We start from the raw sequence: 14,792 nt of genomic DNA, 5'->3' as shown, positions 1-14,792 counted from the left end.
TCACCTTAGCTCGCTTGTTTCACAACAACATCATCATGGCTTTCAAGCACAGTTTCTGTTTGCTTATAAAATAAAGCCGCATGAAACAACGTCGATTGCTGCTCTAATTCAGCAACATACTCTTGAACCAAACGCTGAAAATAACGATAAGCAAATAATGCGGGAATCGCAATGAACATTCCTGCCGCAGTTGTAATCAGTGCTTTAGAAATCCCTGGAATCATCAGTGTTGGATTACTGCTGTTACCAATATCAATCATTAAGAACGACTCGATAATACCAAGTACTGTTCCTAATAAGCCTAACAACGGAGCAACAGCACTGAGTGTACCTAGAAAATTAATATTTTTTTCAAGATAGCCAATTTCCTGAGACGCTGTTGCTTCCATCTGTGCACGTGCAAACTGTTCACCTTGAGTTTTACTTTGGTAACCCACTTCCAAAATTCGCCCTAATGTTGTCGTCTGTAAATCAGACTGTTTAAGTTTAGGCAAAATGCTTTGTATGCTTTGTGATGGTGTCAAAAGTAAATCTTTAGGTAGAATCGTCGATTTTTTCAGGCGAATAAAACGCTCCAAGCTAATCGCAACAGTAAAGATTGAACAAAGTACAAGGGGAAGCATGAGCCACCCCCCTGCTTTTACCAATTCCCACATAACACTTCCCCAAGTATTTATAAATTGAAAATAAAATTATTCAGCCAAACAAATATTCAAAATACCATCCAACTCATCGAGTGAATGATAATGAATCGTGAGCTTACCTTTGCCTTGTTTATTATGATCAATTTTGACATTTGCGCTAAAACGATCCGTCAAACGTTGCGTCAACTGTTGAATATCAGGCGCAATTTCCGTTTTTTCTTTTTCTTGCTTAGGTGCATTAAAATCACGAACATATTGTTCAGTTTGGCGAACAGATAAACTCTTCTCTATCACCAATTCTGCGACTTTCAGTTGATCTTTCCCTTTCAAAGTCAAAATAGCACGAGCATGCCCCATGTCCAGCAAACCTTGTTGCATAAAGTCTTTAACTTGCTCAGCTAGACTTAATAAACGCAGCAAATTACTCACTGTGGTACGCGCTTTGCCTACCGTGTCTGCAATTTCTTGATGACTTAAACCAAACTCTTCATGGAAGCGCTGTAAAGCCATCGCCTGATCAATCGGATTGAGGTCTTGACGTTGAATGTTCTCAATCAACGCCAGTGCAATTGCAACTTGGTCTGTTAAATCACGAACAATGGCTGGGACTTGCGTTAAGCCAGCAAGTTGAGCCGCACGCCAGCGACGCTCACCCGCAATAATTTCATAGGGGTGCTTTTCATTATCAATTGGACGAATCACAATCGGCTGCATTACACCGTGTTTTTCAATCGATGCCGCTAACTCTTGTAAGTCTTGCTCATTAATAAAACGACGTGGTTGATATTCACCACGTTGTAATAGATGCACATCGATTTGTTTTAGCTGACCGTGATCAAGAGCTTGTGCTTCAAGTTGTAATTTCTCTTTTTGAATGGAACCGAGTAAGGCATCTAAACCACGACCTTTTGCCAGTCCACGTTTTTTAACGGTCATGCGTTACTTCCTTTTTTCACTTTGCTTTTCTTAATCATTTCAGCTGCTAAATGTAAATAAGCAACTGCGCCCTTCGAGCTTTTTTCAAAATAAATCACAGGCAAACCATGCGCAGGTGCTTCAGCTAGACGCACATTACGTGGAATGACGGTGTCATAGAGTTTTTTGCCAAAGTATTGTTCTAATTCTTCAGACACATCACGCGTCAGTGCATTACGTGCATCATACATGGTGCGTAAAACACCAATAATTTTTAACTCAGGATTTAATGCTTGTTGAATACGATCAATGGTCTGTGTTAAATCTGCCAAACCTTCCAAAGCATAGTATTCACACTGCATTGGAATCATCACACCATCCACCGCTGCCAGTGCATTAACCGTGATCAAGCTTAAACTTGGCGCACAGTCCACAATGATGTAATCATATGCTTGTTCAATTTCTTGCAACGCATCACGCAGAATAAATTCACGCCCTTCTTGCTCAGCAATCGCAAGTTCAACGCCTGCCAAATCACGGTTTGCACCTAAGACCTTATAACCCACTTCTGCTTTGGTAATCGCAGTCTCTATAGGTACTTCACCCAGTAAAACATCGGTCACTGAATACAGTAGGTCATTTTTTTGAATACCTGAACCCATGGTCGCATTGCCTTGCGAGTCCATATCGACCAATAAAACACGCTTTTTAAGTACTGCTAAAGATGCAGCCAAATTTACTGCGGTTGTGGTTTTACCTACACCACCTTTTTGGTTCGCAATCGCAATAATTTGTGCCATGACCCGCCCAATCCTTTGAATTTTTTAGATACGTTTTAATAAAAGTAAGTGGCGTTGTTCGTCCAAACGTGGAACCTTTAACGCAATAATTTCACAACTAAATTCGTTTTTGAATGCTTCAACTTCGTCATGCGGAACTAAGCCTTTCATCGATGCAATAATGCTGTCTTGGTGCATATAAGGCTTCGATGCATTGATAAAATCGGTTAAAGAAGCAAATGCCCGACTGGTAATCACATCAAACTGACCCAAATCATGGATGCTATCTTCATTCTCAACACGCGTTTGAACTGCAATTACATTGGTTAATTTTAAGTCTGCAATAAACTGCTTTAAAAAACGAATTTTTTTCCCATTGGAATCGAGCAAAACACATTGGCGCTCAGGTTGGCATAGAGCAATAATCATGCCCGGCATACCACCGCCTGTACCAATATCCAGCAAACGACCTTTCGGCAAATCTTTTAAAATACTTAAACTATCTAATAAATGCTTCACCAGCATTTCTTTAGGATCGCGAATCGCTGTTAAATTGTAAGCTTTGTTCCACAGCACAAGTGCGTCTTGATACTTCAGCAATAAATTTAATGCTTCTTCACTCAAATCTAAGCCAAGCTTTTGACTACCTTGCTTTAAGTCTTGAAAAAAAGGATGCATAAAGAAGACATCTCAATAAAATTAAACTGAAGTATACCGATTTCTCAGCCGTGGAACAGTAGCTAACGCTTAGTGATTATGCACTTAAACGTACATACCTTGACGAATCTGTAGATCTAGATCACTTAATCGCTCAGGTGTGCCAACATCCACCCATGCGGCTTGCATTTTCTCAGCAGAAACTTTTCCAGCAGACATCGCTTCTTTTAGCAATGGAGCCAATGGACGCTTACCTGCTTCCAAGCCCTTAAACATCTGTGGATGAATAACCGCAACACCACTATAAGTCAGTGCTTCACCTGACTGCTCTTGTTCAAAGGTATAAGCACGCCCTTGATTTAAGATAAAGTCGCCTTTGGGATGCTGTGTCGGGTTGGGTACAAATACGAGATGCGCAAAATCGGTGTCCAACTGCACATCAAGTAAAGCTTCGAAATCAAAAGTGGTCCAAACATCACCATTCACTAAAATAAACGGTTCTGTCCCCAGCAGTGGCAGAGCATTAATAATACCACCCGCTGTTTCAAGCCCCTCTTCTTCACGCGTCCAACGAATAGTCACACCAAACTGTGAACCATCGCCAAGCGCACCAATCAACACATCGGCCAACCATGCAGAATTGATCACAATTTCTGTGACCCCAATTTGCTTGAGTTTTTCAATATGCCAAACGATCAGTGGTTTACCACCAACTTCAAGCAGAGGTTTCGGTTTATAAAGTGTTAAAGGACGCATGCGGTTGCCAAGTCCCGCTGCCAAAATCATTGCTTTCATGCTGCAACAACCTCATATTTACCATATTTCGCTTCAAATTTCGGCATCACTTTATCGCAAATAAATTGCATGAAAGGTTGTAGTTCTGCATAAGGTTTGCTTTCTTCAAGTAAATACCACATCACACGTGGCAAATCTTTGAGATAACCTGATTTTCCGTCACGTTCAAATAAACGCACAAAAATACCTAAAATTTTAATATGCCGTTGAATTGCCATCAGGTCAGCGTCTTGCTTAAACTGTTCAAAGTCACGCCCTTCTTTGGCAGAAGCTGGCAATAGGTCATAAAACACTTTAAACCAATGATAAACGCGCTCAGGATTCCACTGTACATACGCATCACGTGTAATTGAGATCAGATCATAAGTATCTGCACCAATCACAGCATCCTGAAAGTCAATTACGCCTTGCTCTTGCTCATCTACCAAAAGCATGAGATTACGACTATGGAAATCACGATGTACAATCACTTGAGGCTGAGCCAAAGCAGCATTGGCTAAAATTGCAAATGTACGTTTAATCAACGCAGACTCATCATCAGAAGGTTGAATCTGTAAACTTGGCAATAACCAATCTGTCAATAGCGACATTTCGGTGATTAACTTTTCATAAGAATAAGCTGGGAAATGACCTGCACCATCAATAGATTGCAATTGAATCAACTGCTTAAAACTTTGCGCATAATGTGCATCGACAGTCTTGTCATCGAGCTGTGTAGACAGTAGCACATCACCAAAATCTTCAAGCAATAAGAAGCCTTGCTCCAAATCTTTCGCCACAATATGTGGTACACGAACACCGTTCGTATCAAAAAATTCATCAATCGTCACAAAAGGCACACAATCTTCTTTTTCTGGTGGTGCATCCATCAGCATAAATGTTTTATTATTCAACTTGATTCGTGCATAACGACGGAAACTTGCATCGCCTGCTAAAAAGTTAATTTCAAATTGATCTGAACCAAGTACAGATGAAATCCATGTTTGTATCAATTGTTCACGTTGTGTATTCATTTGCGATAAATTCTAATACAGGCTGAGTTTTTAAAGTGCTAAGTGTAGCCACTTATCAACTTTTTCTCTATGATGCGACAATAATTAATTGCGTTTTAAGCATACTTGGTAAATGAGACACATGAAGCATCAGTTTAAATTTAATCCTTTAGCGACTGCGATATTTACCCTTCTTTGTGGTAGCTCAATCACAAGCTATGCTGCAACACCAACCACGTCTATTTCAGACGAACAACAATCGTTAAAACAAGCACTACAAGAAAGCTATCCTGGGCAAAAGTTTTTCGAACAATACTATGTCGATAAGTCATCTCCTGAAGCTCAACAGCGCCAAGGTCGTTACTTAAGCTCCGCGTATTGCCAAGGCACATGGCTAACCCCTGTAAGCCCTGAAACCAAAGCCGCTGACGCAGCCAATGCGACATCTACCATTACAGCGGACTATGGTCACTACAACCCACAAGGTGACTCTGTTCTTGAAGGCAATGTCCTGATTGATCAAGAAGGTCGTCAAATCCGTGCCGATAAAATCACCATTGACCAGACTCAGACCTTTGCCAATGCTGAAGGTCGTGTGCAAATGGCGCAAAGTAGCTTATTAGCGCAAAGTGACCAAATTAATTACAATCTAAAAACTCAGCAAGGCGACCTGAAAAACAGTTTCTATATTTCAGAAGAACAACATGCGCATGGGCGGGCCGACCAAATCCTACGTGAATCGCAAACGACCACCACGCTAAAAAATGCAACTTATAGCACCTGCCCACCAGAGCAATCGCCAACGTGGAAAATCCAAGCAGACGAAATTAAGTTAAATCAAGAAACTGGACGTGGTGAAACACGTGGCACAAAACTTTATGTTAAAGATGTACCTGTTCTCGCTGTTCCTTATTTCAACTTCCCGATTGATGACCGTCGTACTACCGGTATTTTGACACCAAGTTTTGGCTTCACCAATGATGGTGGTGTCGAGCTTGCAGTACCTGTTTATCTCAACTTAGCACCTAACTACGACGCGACTGTTACGCCACGCTATATCAGCGACCGCGGCCCAATGTTTGAGGGTGAGTTCCGCTATCTAACCGAAAACTTTGGTTCAGGTCAAATTTGGGGGGGATACTTAGCTTCTGACCGAAAATATGACGATGAAGACCGTAAAGATTTGCACTTTTTACATAACTGGCAAATCAATGAACAGTTCTCAACCAACCTTGAATATAACTATGCTTCAGACAAAGACTACTTTACTGACTTAAGCAATAACCCAAACACCAAGACAGACTTAAACCTGCGTCGTGCTTGGGAGTTAAACTATAAAAATGGAATTCCTGGTCTAAAAGCCCAACTGAAAGTTGAAGACTTCCAAACACTAGACGAAACTACACCCTACGTTGACCGTCCGTATGCACGTTTACCACAGTTCTTACTCAACTATAAAGCAGGCAACGCTCTCGGTTTAGAGTACGAGTTCAACAACGATACGGCTTACTTTAAAAAGGACTTTGGGACTATCGATGGCGATACCAACGATAGCTTTGAACCAAGCGGCACCCGTGTCTATAATGACTTTTCTGTACGCTATAACTACCGTACACCGTGGGCTTTCGCCATTCCAGAAGTCTCTATTCGCAATGTGAACACATTCTACGATCAAGACACTATCAATGAGTTTGACAACACCAACCGCTCATCGAACGACAAATCTTATGTCGTGCCACAGGTGACTTTTGATGCAGGTTTAACCTTTGAAAAAGAAGGCACTTTCTTACAGACCTTAAGTCCACGCATGTTCTATGCCTACGCACCCTATAAAAATCAAGATGGCGCACCAAACTTTGACTCTGCAACAGCATCGATCAACTATGATCAGTTATTTAGTGCAAATCGCTTCTATGGCCATGACCGTCTAGAAGACAATAACTTCTTATCACTGGGCTTAAGCTATAGCCTATTTGATACGGTGGGTCTAGAGCGCTTAAAAGCCAGTGTGGGTCAAAGCTATTATTTCGAAGACCGTCGCGTAACGCTTGACCAAACAGCAGATGTCTTTGATAGAGAAAATCACTCTGGTCCGATTGTCAGCGTATCTAGCCAGCTCTCGCAAAACTTTACCCTCGGTGCAAACTCAGCATGGATGGCAAATGGCGATAATGCGCAACGCGACTTACAACTTTACTTTACGGGTGATAAGGGCAACCTCTATAACGTTGGCTATTTCTATCGTAAAGAAATTGCAGATCGTCAAGAACATTACGACCAAGTGGTTGCATCTTTTGTACAACCGATCCATAACAACTGGCGTATTATGGGCCACGCTCAATATGACTTAGACAACAATGTCGCTCGTGAATACCTCCTTGGTGTCAATTACGAGTCTTGCTGTTGGGGGATCTCCGTTTATGGTCGTGAGTACTATAACGACTTGGATGACGTCAATGCTGCAGGTGTAGAACCTAAACGTGCAATTATGGCCGAAATTACACTTAAAGGCTTAGGCGGACTCAACAGTAAACTTTCATCATTACTAGAAAATCGTATTCTAGGCTTTAACAATATTAATCAGACTTGGACAGACCGTTAATGAAGACAAAACAGTTCAAACAATTTTTTAAAGCGAGTGCTTTGGCTTTAGCTCTCGCAACCGCTATTCCAACTTTTGTACATGCGTCGGATGAAGTTGTTGCTGTAGTCGATAACAGTGTCATTTTGAAGAGTGACTTAGAAGCAAGCATGACTGAGCTCAAACATCAACTTGAGAGCCAAAAGAAACAAGTCCCACCAGAGCAATATTTGGCACAACAAGCATTAGAGCAACTGATTATTCGTCAGACTCAGCTTGAACAAGTGAAGCGTTACAACATTCAACCTGATGAAAAAAGCTTGAATGAAGCGGTTTTAAATGTTGCAAAACAATCCGGTAGCACAAGCCTAGAAGCATTCCAACAAAAGCTCGATAAAATGGCACCCGGAACCTATGCTTCTTTGCGTAGTCGCGTTGCTGAAGATTTAGCAATCAATCGTTTACGCCAGCAAATCGTTACCTCTCGCATCCAGATTTCAGACCAAGACGTTAAAAACTTCTTAAATACCCCACAAGGTCAAGCAGCACTCGGTAACCAAGTGCATGTGCTACATGTGCGTATTTCAGGTGACAATGCTGACGCTGTGGCGAAGCAAGTTAAAGCAATACTAGCAAACGACAACGATGTCGCTGCAATTGCTAAAAAGTTCAGCACTGCTGGCACCAAAGTTGAAGGTGCAGATATGGGCTTTAGAGCACTTTCTGACATCCCTAGCGAGCTTGCAGCACGTGTGAGTCCACTCCAAGTGGGACAAACCACAGATTTAATTACAGTACGAGATGGTGTACATCTTTTAAAATTAGTTGAACGCAAAGGGGCTGAGCAAAAAGCGATTGTACCTCAATACAAAGCACGCCATATTTTGATCCAACCGTCTGAAGTGGTTAGCCCTGAAAATGCTAAACAAATGATCGAAAGCTTGTATAACCGCGTACAAAAAGGTGAAGACTTTGCCGTTTTGGCTTCCACCTACTCCAATGACACAGGTTCAGCACGTGATGGCGGGAGTTTGGGTTGGGTCAGCCCAGGTGTGATGGTTCCTCAGTTTGAAGAAACCATGAAAAATACACCGGTAGGTCAAACCAGTAAACCTTTTCAAACTCAGTTTGGCTGGCATATTCTTCAAGTGACTGAAACACGTCAACAAGACATGACTGCTGAATACCAAGAACGTATGGCACGTCAAATTTTAGGTGAGCGTCAATTTGATGCAGAGCTTGATAGCTGGTTACGCGAAACACGCAACAGAGCTTATGTCGAAATTAAAGATCCTAACTTAGACCGTAAGAACAACAAGTCATAAGTTTGAACACATAAAAAGACCAGCATTCATGCTGGTGTTTTTTCGCTTGGACGAAAACTAAAAATTTGGCATAAAAAAAGCCTCTCATGTGAGAGGCTTTTTTAACAATCAATTAACGATTATTTTCGTCATCTTGAGTGTCTTCAAATTTTGATTCGCCATCAAAACCAGTCGATTGGCCACTGAAGCCACCTTGACCACCGAAGCCACCTTGACTACCGAAGCCACCTTGACCACCGAAACCACCTTGACCACCGAAGCCACCTTGACCACCGAAGCCACCTTGTTGACCACCAAAGCCGCCTTGTTGACCACCGAAGCCGCCTTGTTGACCGCCGAAGCCGCCTTGTTGACCGCCAAAGCCGCCTTGTTGACCGCCAAAGCTACCTTGTTGACCAGCACCAGCAGGTGCACCAGCAGGACGTGGGTTACGTGCAGGAACAACTGTAGAAATTGCATGCTTGTAAACCATTTGGCTTACTGTATTTTTTAATAAAACAACATATTGGTCGAAAGATTCAATATGACCTTGTAACTTAATACCGTTTACAAGGAAGATAGAGACAGGAATACGTTCTTTACGGAGAGAATTTAAGAACGGATCTTGCAAAGTTTGACCTTTAGACATGTTATAACTCCAAAAAAATTTAAAAATCAGCGCAAAAAACTATCTTTATTTTTCAATTAAAAATTATAAAAAAGATAGTAGCTAAATTTTGCTTTATCCGTAGCAGTTTCGCAAGTCTTCTTGTGCCTGCGTGATAGTAGAATACGTTGTAAATTTATGTGCCTCTTGCAAAGATCTTAACCAAGTGTATTGACGTTTAGCAAGTTGTCGTGTCGCAAAAAGTGCTTTATCCTCCATTTCTCGTTGTTTTTCGACAGTTTTATCTCCTTTCTGTAAAAATTCGAGTGCTTGTCGATACCCAACTGAGCGCATAGCGGGTAAATTTTCATCTAAATCGTATTTTTTCATAAGTGCTTCCACTTCATTCAAAAATCCGATGTCCCACATAATTTTCAAGCGTTGTGCAATTCTTTGGTGCAATTCGGCACGGTCTGGCATCAAAGCATAATTATGAAAATTATAGCGATAAGGCACGTTTTTAGGTTGTTCAGCTTGAAGTTTAGTAATAGGCTGCCCTGTCAATTTGTAAACTTCTAAAGCGCGAATAATCCGTTGTTTATCACTCACTTTAAATTTTTCGCCCGCTAGTGGATCCACGCTACATAATTCAGCATAGACCGCAGACCACCCCTCACTTTCACCTTTGGCTTCTATGTCAGCACGAACAGTATAATCTGCGCTCGGTAAATTGCTTGAAAGACCTTCTAAAAGTGCCTTGAAATAGAGCATGGTTCCACCCACCAAAATCGGGGTTTTACCTCGTGCATGCATGTCATCAATTAAGCTACATGCATCTTCAACAAAGTTTGCTGCCGAGTAGACTTCTAATGGGCTAATAATATCGATAAGGTGATGTGGATATTGCAGCAACTCCTCTTTGGTCGGCTTTGCTGTACCAATATCCATATCTTTAAAGACCAATGCTGAATCTACAGATATCAGCTCAAAATTTCCTTCCTCATAGAGCTGACATGCCAAAGCAGTTTTACCACTTGCAGTTGGCCCCATTAAATTGATGACCGGCAATTGAGTTGACATGTACAACTACTCTCCTCGAGCAAAAAGCTTATCTAGTTGAGCCAATGGAAACGCACGCCAAGTTGGGCGACCATGGTTACATTGGCTGGAAAATTCAGTTTGTTCCATTTGACGAAGCAAAGCATTCATTTCAGAAAGACCCAAAATGCGATGCGCGCGAACAGCACCATGACAGGCCATACCCGCTAGAATTTGATCACGTTTTTGCAGTAAGCCCTGCGCTTCATCATTTGGATCCAAATCGTTCAGTAATTCAGGTACCAGCGCTTCAAAGTTGGCTTTATGTAAAATCGCAGGCACACCACGAACAATGACCTGCTCATCGCCATACTGATCAATTTCAAGACCTAAACGCGCCAATTGATCTTTGAGCTCTTCCACGCGTGTCGCTTGCATTCGCGTGATATTAATCACTTTGGGAATAAGTAACTGCTGAGAAGTCCAAAACTCTGGTTTATCCCACGCTGACTTCATTTGCTGTAGCAGAATACGCTCATGCGCTGCATGCATATCAACAATAATCAGCCCTTCTGTATTTTGAGCCAGCACATAAATACCATGCAATTGTGCAATGGCAATTCCCAACGGATGTTCATCGACTTTAGGGCTTTGCACTGTAAAATCAGCCAAAGGCTGAGCTTGATCAACCCCAGATGATGTATCACGCAGAGGAGCTAAATAGCTTTGCAAGGCATTATTGAGCTGTTGTGAGCCCTGATAGCGTGAAGGTTGCACCGAATAGTTGATACCTTGCGGTTGATTTGAACTAAAGTCAGTAAGCACATCCAATGGGGCTTGCTCACCCGTTTGTGCAGGCTCAACACGACGATGCAACTGCAAAGGCTCTTGATAGCGAGGCTGCACAGACATCAAAGCTTGATTCTCTGCAACCTTCATTGCATCAGATAAATCTGCGGTTGCCGTTTGAAACTGCGATAAAGTCTCTTTGGCATAATGACGTACAAATTCATGTACTTCACGTTGATTCAAAAAGCGAATTTCATGTTTGGTCGGATGTACATTGACATCAATATTTTCAGGGTCTACTTCCAGAAAAAGCAAATATCCCGCATGCTGATGTCCATGCAAAATACCATCATAAGCCATACGCAGCGCATGAGAGATGGTTTTATCTTTAACAATTCGACCATTCACATAAACATACTGCAAGTCAGCCTGAGCCCGCGCATCAGAGGGATGTCCCAACCAACCTGTTAAACGCATGTTGATGCTATCTGCATCCATCCAATAAGCATTTTCAGTAAATGCGCGCCCTAGCAACTGCTGTACGCGCTGAAAACGTAGCTCACCACTATCTGCAATCGGCAAGTTTAGTTTGATGCTTTGATTATGTTCAAGCACAAAACGAATATCGAAATGCGTCAGCGCTAAACGCCGGACGATTTCCTCAATATGACCAAACTCTGTGCCAGGCTTTTTGAGAAATTTTCGACGTGCGGGCACATTGAAAAATAAATCTTGTACCCGAATATGCGTACCTTTCGGTGCAGCTACAGCCTGAATCTCTTGACGGTCAAATGCAGTTCCATTGACTTCAACTTGATAGCCAATTCCATCATCCGCTTGACTACTGGTCAAGGTTAAACGCGACACCGCTGCAATAGAAGCCAAAGCCTCTCCGCGAAAGCCTAAACTGACAATTGCATGTAAATCTTCAGCGGTTTGGATTTTACTGGTCGCATGTCGCATCACCGCCAAAGGGAGATCTTCAGCGTGAATCCCTCGACCATTGTCCATGATTTCAATTAAAGTACTGCCGCCGTGCTCTACCCGAATAATCAGCTCTGTCGCACCTGCATCAATCGAGTTTTCAAGTAACTCTTTGACCACAGACGCTGGACGCTCAATGACTTCACCCGCTGCAATTTGGTTGGCTAAAGCAGGATTCAAAGTATGAATACGGCGTATCTTTAAATCATCATGCATTGTTTAATTGGCTCTCTAAAGCTTGTAATAATGCTACTGAATGGAAACTTAAGGTAGCAGACCTTGTCAGTTCATCTTCCGATTTTTGAATATCAATAATTAAGTCTGCCTCAGGGATCTCATCGCTCCCTTTAGACGGCCATTCAAACAAAAACAGTGCATTGGGCGTTTCCAAATAGTCACGGATACCCATTAACTCCAGTTCATACGGATCGTTTAAACGATACAAGTCAAAATGGAAAATATCACGTCCTTGAACTTGATACGGCTCAACTAAGGTATAAGTTGGGCTTTTCACGGAACCTTGATGGCCTAAATGCTGTAAATAATGACGCGTTAAGGTGGTTTTACCTGCCCCCAAATCCCCAATTAAATACACCACACCCGTCGTAAAATGCTGTGCCAAAATTTGCGCTAAATTTTGGGTATCTTGTTCATTATTGAGCGTTAAATTAAATGAATACTGCATAATACTCACGACAAGTGAAAAAAGAACAATTATGATAGCACTGGACTCACAAAATGCCCAAGCTACAAGCTTGATATCTCGTAATTAACTGCGCCAACCGATTAGATATTGCCTGCACATCATGCTCAACATAAAACCTGCTGAATTTTGCCCTCCTATGCTCAATGGCGTGAGCGCAAGTAAAGTGTTCCTACCTAAAATGACGCCCGCACCACACACCGTATTGGCTTATTTATCTGACCAATTTCCGCATATTGAAGCAACTGAGTGGCAGCAACGTTTTCATGATGGCTTGGTCTATGACGCTGTAGGTAATGTACTCAATACAGATTCGGCATATCTTGAAAATCAGCATGTGTTTTATTACCGCTTTTTAGCGTATGAAATTGAAGTTCCATTTCAGCATGACATTTTATTTGCAAACGATCATTTCTTAGTGGTGGATAAGCCGCACTTTTTGACCATCAGTCCAACGGGGCAATATGTTCAACAAACCCTATTGGTGCGCCTGAAAAAACAAACAGGCATTGAGCATTTAACGCCCATCCACCGCCTTGACCGTGAAACCGCTGGCTTAGTGATGTTTTCCAAATGCATTCACAGTCGAGGTTTGTATCAGCAAATGTTTGCAGATCGACAGGTTCAAAAAATCTATCATGCGATTGCACCGTTTAACCGCGAACTCAACTTTCCACATAGTGTAAAACTACATATGCAAAAAGGTGAACCATTCTACACCATGCAAGTCCTAGACAAAGCACCGAACAGTGAAACCGAGATCTTGCTTTTAGAGCATGATACAACATGGGCAAAATATGAGCTTAAACCCGAGACAGGCAAGCAACATCAACTCCGTGTACACCTCAACTTCTTAGACCTCCCGATTAAAAATGATCCGTTCTATCCTAAAGTTGTACATAAAGCCGACGATGACTTTAGTCAGCCTTTACAGCTCTTAGCTAAGCATCTTTCATTTAAAGACCCAATAACTCAACAGCTTATGCAGTTTAGCTCCAATCTTGAATTGACATTGTAATCTGCTTGTCATTACAAAATAATTTAAAATTCCATTGTATGAATATTGAAATTACAATGGAATTGATTAAAATAACTTCTACCCTTAAGTCGTTCAAATTATTTAAAAAATCATGAGAAAAACAGAAGTCTATCAAATTCGACTCGATTCCCAAGAAAAGAAACAAGCTTTTGCGGTGTTTAAACAACTGGGAATTACGCCTGCGCAAGCCGTTCGTTTGTTCTTCAAACAAGTGGTTTTAACCAAATCCATCCCTTTTTCAATTGAAAACCAGAACATCAATCTTGAACAACTGATTAAACTACGTAAACTCAAGCAAGAACAAAAAGCGGTTGAACACATCACCAGTGCAGACTCAACTGCAACCAATGATTTATTTGCAGACGATGAACATATTGATCTTTTTGAGGAATTAGCGGCAATTTTGGGAGAAAGTGACAAAACTTAACAGTGTTGCATTTCTAAACAAATTTTAGAAATATCCCTTTCAAAACTTAGGTATGCTTCATGTAAACATTATAAATACAGCATGGAGTAATACATGATCGTTAGACGTGCCACTTTAGAAGACTTAGAAAAACTTGCTGTATTATTTGATGAATATCGCCAATTTTATGGTGCATCTTCCAACTTAGCACTTTCCCAAAAGTTCCTTAAACTTCGCCTTGAAAACGAACAAAGCGTCATCTTCATTCATGTCAAAGACGATGTGATTACAGGTTTTGTTCTGCTGTATTTAGGTTTTTCTTCTGTGGCCTGTGCAACTTATTATATTTTAGATGATGTTTACGTTTCTCCACCGCATCGTCGCCACGGCTCAGCAAAACAATTGATTGATACCGCGATTTTATTTGCGCGACATGAAAAAGCCATTCGTATTACGCTTGAAACGCAAAAGAATAATTATCAATCCCACAGCTTATATGAAGCCATGGGCTTTGTAGCGGATAATGAATTTAAGACCTATCATTGCTTTCTATAGCATT

15 protein-coding genes are annotated in these 14,792 nt (G+C 41.5%); 5 read left to right on the top strand and 10 right to left on the bottom strand.

Annotation, left to right across the window (positions count from 1 at the left end; genetic code table 11):
• Positions 1 to 5: 5 nt before the first annotated feature.
• From HUK62_RS07865 to HUK62_RS07840, 6 genes are all read right to left on the bottom strand, one after another.
• Positions 6 to 656 carry a MotA/TolQ/ExbB proton channel family protein gene (locus HUK62_RS07865; RefSeq protein ID WP_176537553.1) on the bottom strand — a complete coding sequence of 217 codons (651 nt, stop codon included), beginning with the start codon at positions 654 to 656 and terminating at the stop codon, positions 6 to 8.
• Positions 657 to 692: 36 nt separating this feature from the next.
• Complete coding sequence (locus HUK62_RS07860; RefSeq protein WP_176537552.1) at positions 693 to 1,580, bottom strand: ParB/RepB/Spo0J family partition protein; 888 nt, start codon at positions 1,578 to 1,580, stop codon at positions 693 to 695.
• On the bottom strand, positions 1,577 to 2,359 hold the full coding sequence (locus HUK62_RS07855; protein ID WP_004696827.1) for a ParA family protein: 783 nt from the start codon (positions 2,357 to 2,359) through the stop codon (positions 1,577 to 1,579). The genes HUK62_RS07860 and HUK62_RS07855 overlap by 4 nt, the downstream gene beginning before the upstream one ends.
• A gap of 24 nt (positions 2,360 to 2,383) precedes the next feature.
• Positions 2,384 to 3,016 (bottom strand): 16S rRNA (guanine(527)-N(7))-methyltransferase RsmG, encoded by a 633-nt coding sequence (gene rsmG, locus HUK62_RS07850; RefSeq protein ID WP_176537551.1) that lies wholly within the window; start codon positions 3,014 to 3,016, stop codon positions 2,384 to 2,386.
• 84 nt (positions 3,017 to 3,100) lie between these two features.
• The gene (murU, locus tag HUK62_RS07845; RefSeq protein WP_078388676.1) at positions 3,101 to 3,790 is read right to left on the bottom strand and encodes an N-acetylmuramate alpha-1-phosphate uridylyltransferase MurU; all 690 of its coding nucleotides are present in this window, start codon (positions 3,788 to 3,790) and stop codon (positions 3,101 to 3,103) included.
• Positions 3,787 to 4,803 (bottom strand): phosphotransferase, encoded by a 1,017-nt coding sequence (locus HUK62_RS07840; protein ID WP_176537550.1) that lies wholly within the window; start codon positions 4,801 to 4,803, stop codon positions 3,787 to 3,789. Before HUK62_RS07840 ends, murU begins: the two co-directional genes overlap by 4 nt.
• A 121-nt stretch (positions 4,804 to 4,924) precedes the next feature.
• Here HUK62_RS07840 and lptD point away from each other — a divergent pair, with 121 nt between their 5' ends.
• Both lptD and HUK62_RS07830 read left to right on the top strand, forming a co-directional pair.
• Positions 4,925 to 7,384 carry an LPS assembly protein LptD gene (gene lptD / locus HUK62_RS07835; RefSeq protein WP_176537549.1) on the top strand — a complete coding sequence of 820 codons (2,460 nt, stop codon included), beginning with the start codon at positions 4,925 to 4,927 and terminating at the stop codon, positions 7,382 to 7,384.
• Positions 7,384 to 8,688 carry a peptidylprolyl isomerase gene (locus HUK62_RS07830; protein WP_176537548.1) on the top strand — a complete coding sequence of 435 codons (1,305 nt, stop codon included), beginning with the start codon at positions 7,384 to 7,386 and terminating at the stop codon, positions 8,686 to 8,688. The genes lptD and HUK62_RS07830 overlap by 1 nt, the downstream gene beginning before the upstream one ends.
• A gap of 112 nt (positions 8,689 to 8,800) precedes the next feature.
• Here the strand turns inward: HUK62_RS07830 and hfq are convergent, their stop codons facing one another.
• From hfq to tsaE, 4 genes are all read right to left on the bottom strand, one after another.
• The gene (gene hfq, locus HUK62_RS07825; protein ID WP_004984873.1) at positions 8,801 to 9,316 is read right to left on the bottom strand and encodes an RNA chaperone Hfq; all 516 of its coding nucleotides are present in this window, start codon (positions 9,314 to 9,316) and stop codon (positions 8,801 to 8,803) included.
• 93 nt (positions 9,317 to 9,409) lie between these two features.
• Positions 9,410 to 10,354 carry a tRNA (adenosine(37)-N6)-dimethylallyltransferase MiaA gene (gene miaA, locus HUK62_RS07820; protein WP_176537547.1) on the bottom strand — a complete coding sequence of 315 codons (945 nt, stop codon included), beginning with the start codon at positions 10,352 to 10,354 and terminating at the stop codon, positions 9,410 to 9,412.
• 6 nt (positions 10,355 to 10,360) lie between these two features.
• Positions 10,361 to 12,301, bottom strand: a complete 1,941-nt coding sequence (gene mutL / locus HUK62_RS07815) for a DNA mismatch repair endonuclease MutL (RefSeq protein WP_176537546.1) — start codon at positions 12,299 to 12,301, stop codon at positions 10,361 to 10,363.
• Entirely contained in the window at positions 12,294 to 12,770 is a 477-nt protein-coding gene (gene tsaE, locus HUK62_RS07810; protein WP_078388669.1) for a tRNA (adenosine(37)-N6)-threonylcarbamoyltransferase complex ATPase subunit type 1 TsaE, read from the bottom strand. The genes mutL and tsaE overlap by 8 nt, the downstream gene beginning before the upstream one ends.
• Positions 12,771 to 12,891: 121 nt before the next feature.
• Here tsaE and HUK62_RS07805 point away from each other — a divergent pair, with 121 nt between their 5' ends.
• The 3 genes from HUK62_RS07805 (at position 12,892) to HUK62_RS07795 (ending at position 14,788) form a co-directional block, all read left to right on the top strand.
• Positions 12,892 to 13,806 (top strand): pseudouridine synthase, encoded by a 915-nt coding sequence (locus tag HUK62_RS07805; protein WP_176537545.1) that lies wholly within the window; start codon positions 12,892 to 12,894, stop codon positions 13,804 to 13,806.
• Between the two features lie 112 nt (positions 13,807 to 13,918).
• The gene (locus HUK62_RS07800; protein WP_004696803.1) at positions 13,919 to 14,254 is read left to right on the top strand and encodes a type II toxin-antitoxin system RelB/DinJ family antitoxin; all 336 of its coding nucleotides are present in this window, start codon (positions 13,919 to 13,921) and stop codon (positions 14,252 to 14,254) included.
• Positions 14,255 to 14,347: 93 nt separating this feature from the next.
• Positions 14,348 to 14,788 carry a GNAT family N-acetyltransferase gene (locus tag HUK62_RS07795; protein WP_004696801.1) on the top strand — a complete coding sequence of 147 codons (441 nt, stop codon included), beginning with the start codon at positions 14,348 to 14,350 and terminating at the stop codon, positions 14,786 to 14,788.
• Positions 14,789 to 14,792 lie beyond the last annotated feature (4 nt).

The organism is Acinetobacter sp. NEB 394, from assembly GCF_013374795.1.
Classification (GTDB): domain Bacteria; phylum Pseudomonadota; class Gammaproteobacteria; order Pseudomonadales; family Moraxellaceae; genus Acinetobacter; species Acinetobacter johnsonii.
Note: the sequence above shows the minus strand (reverse complement) of the source record. Positions and strands in the feature narration are given on the sequence as shown.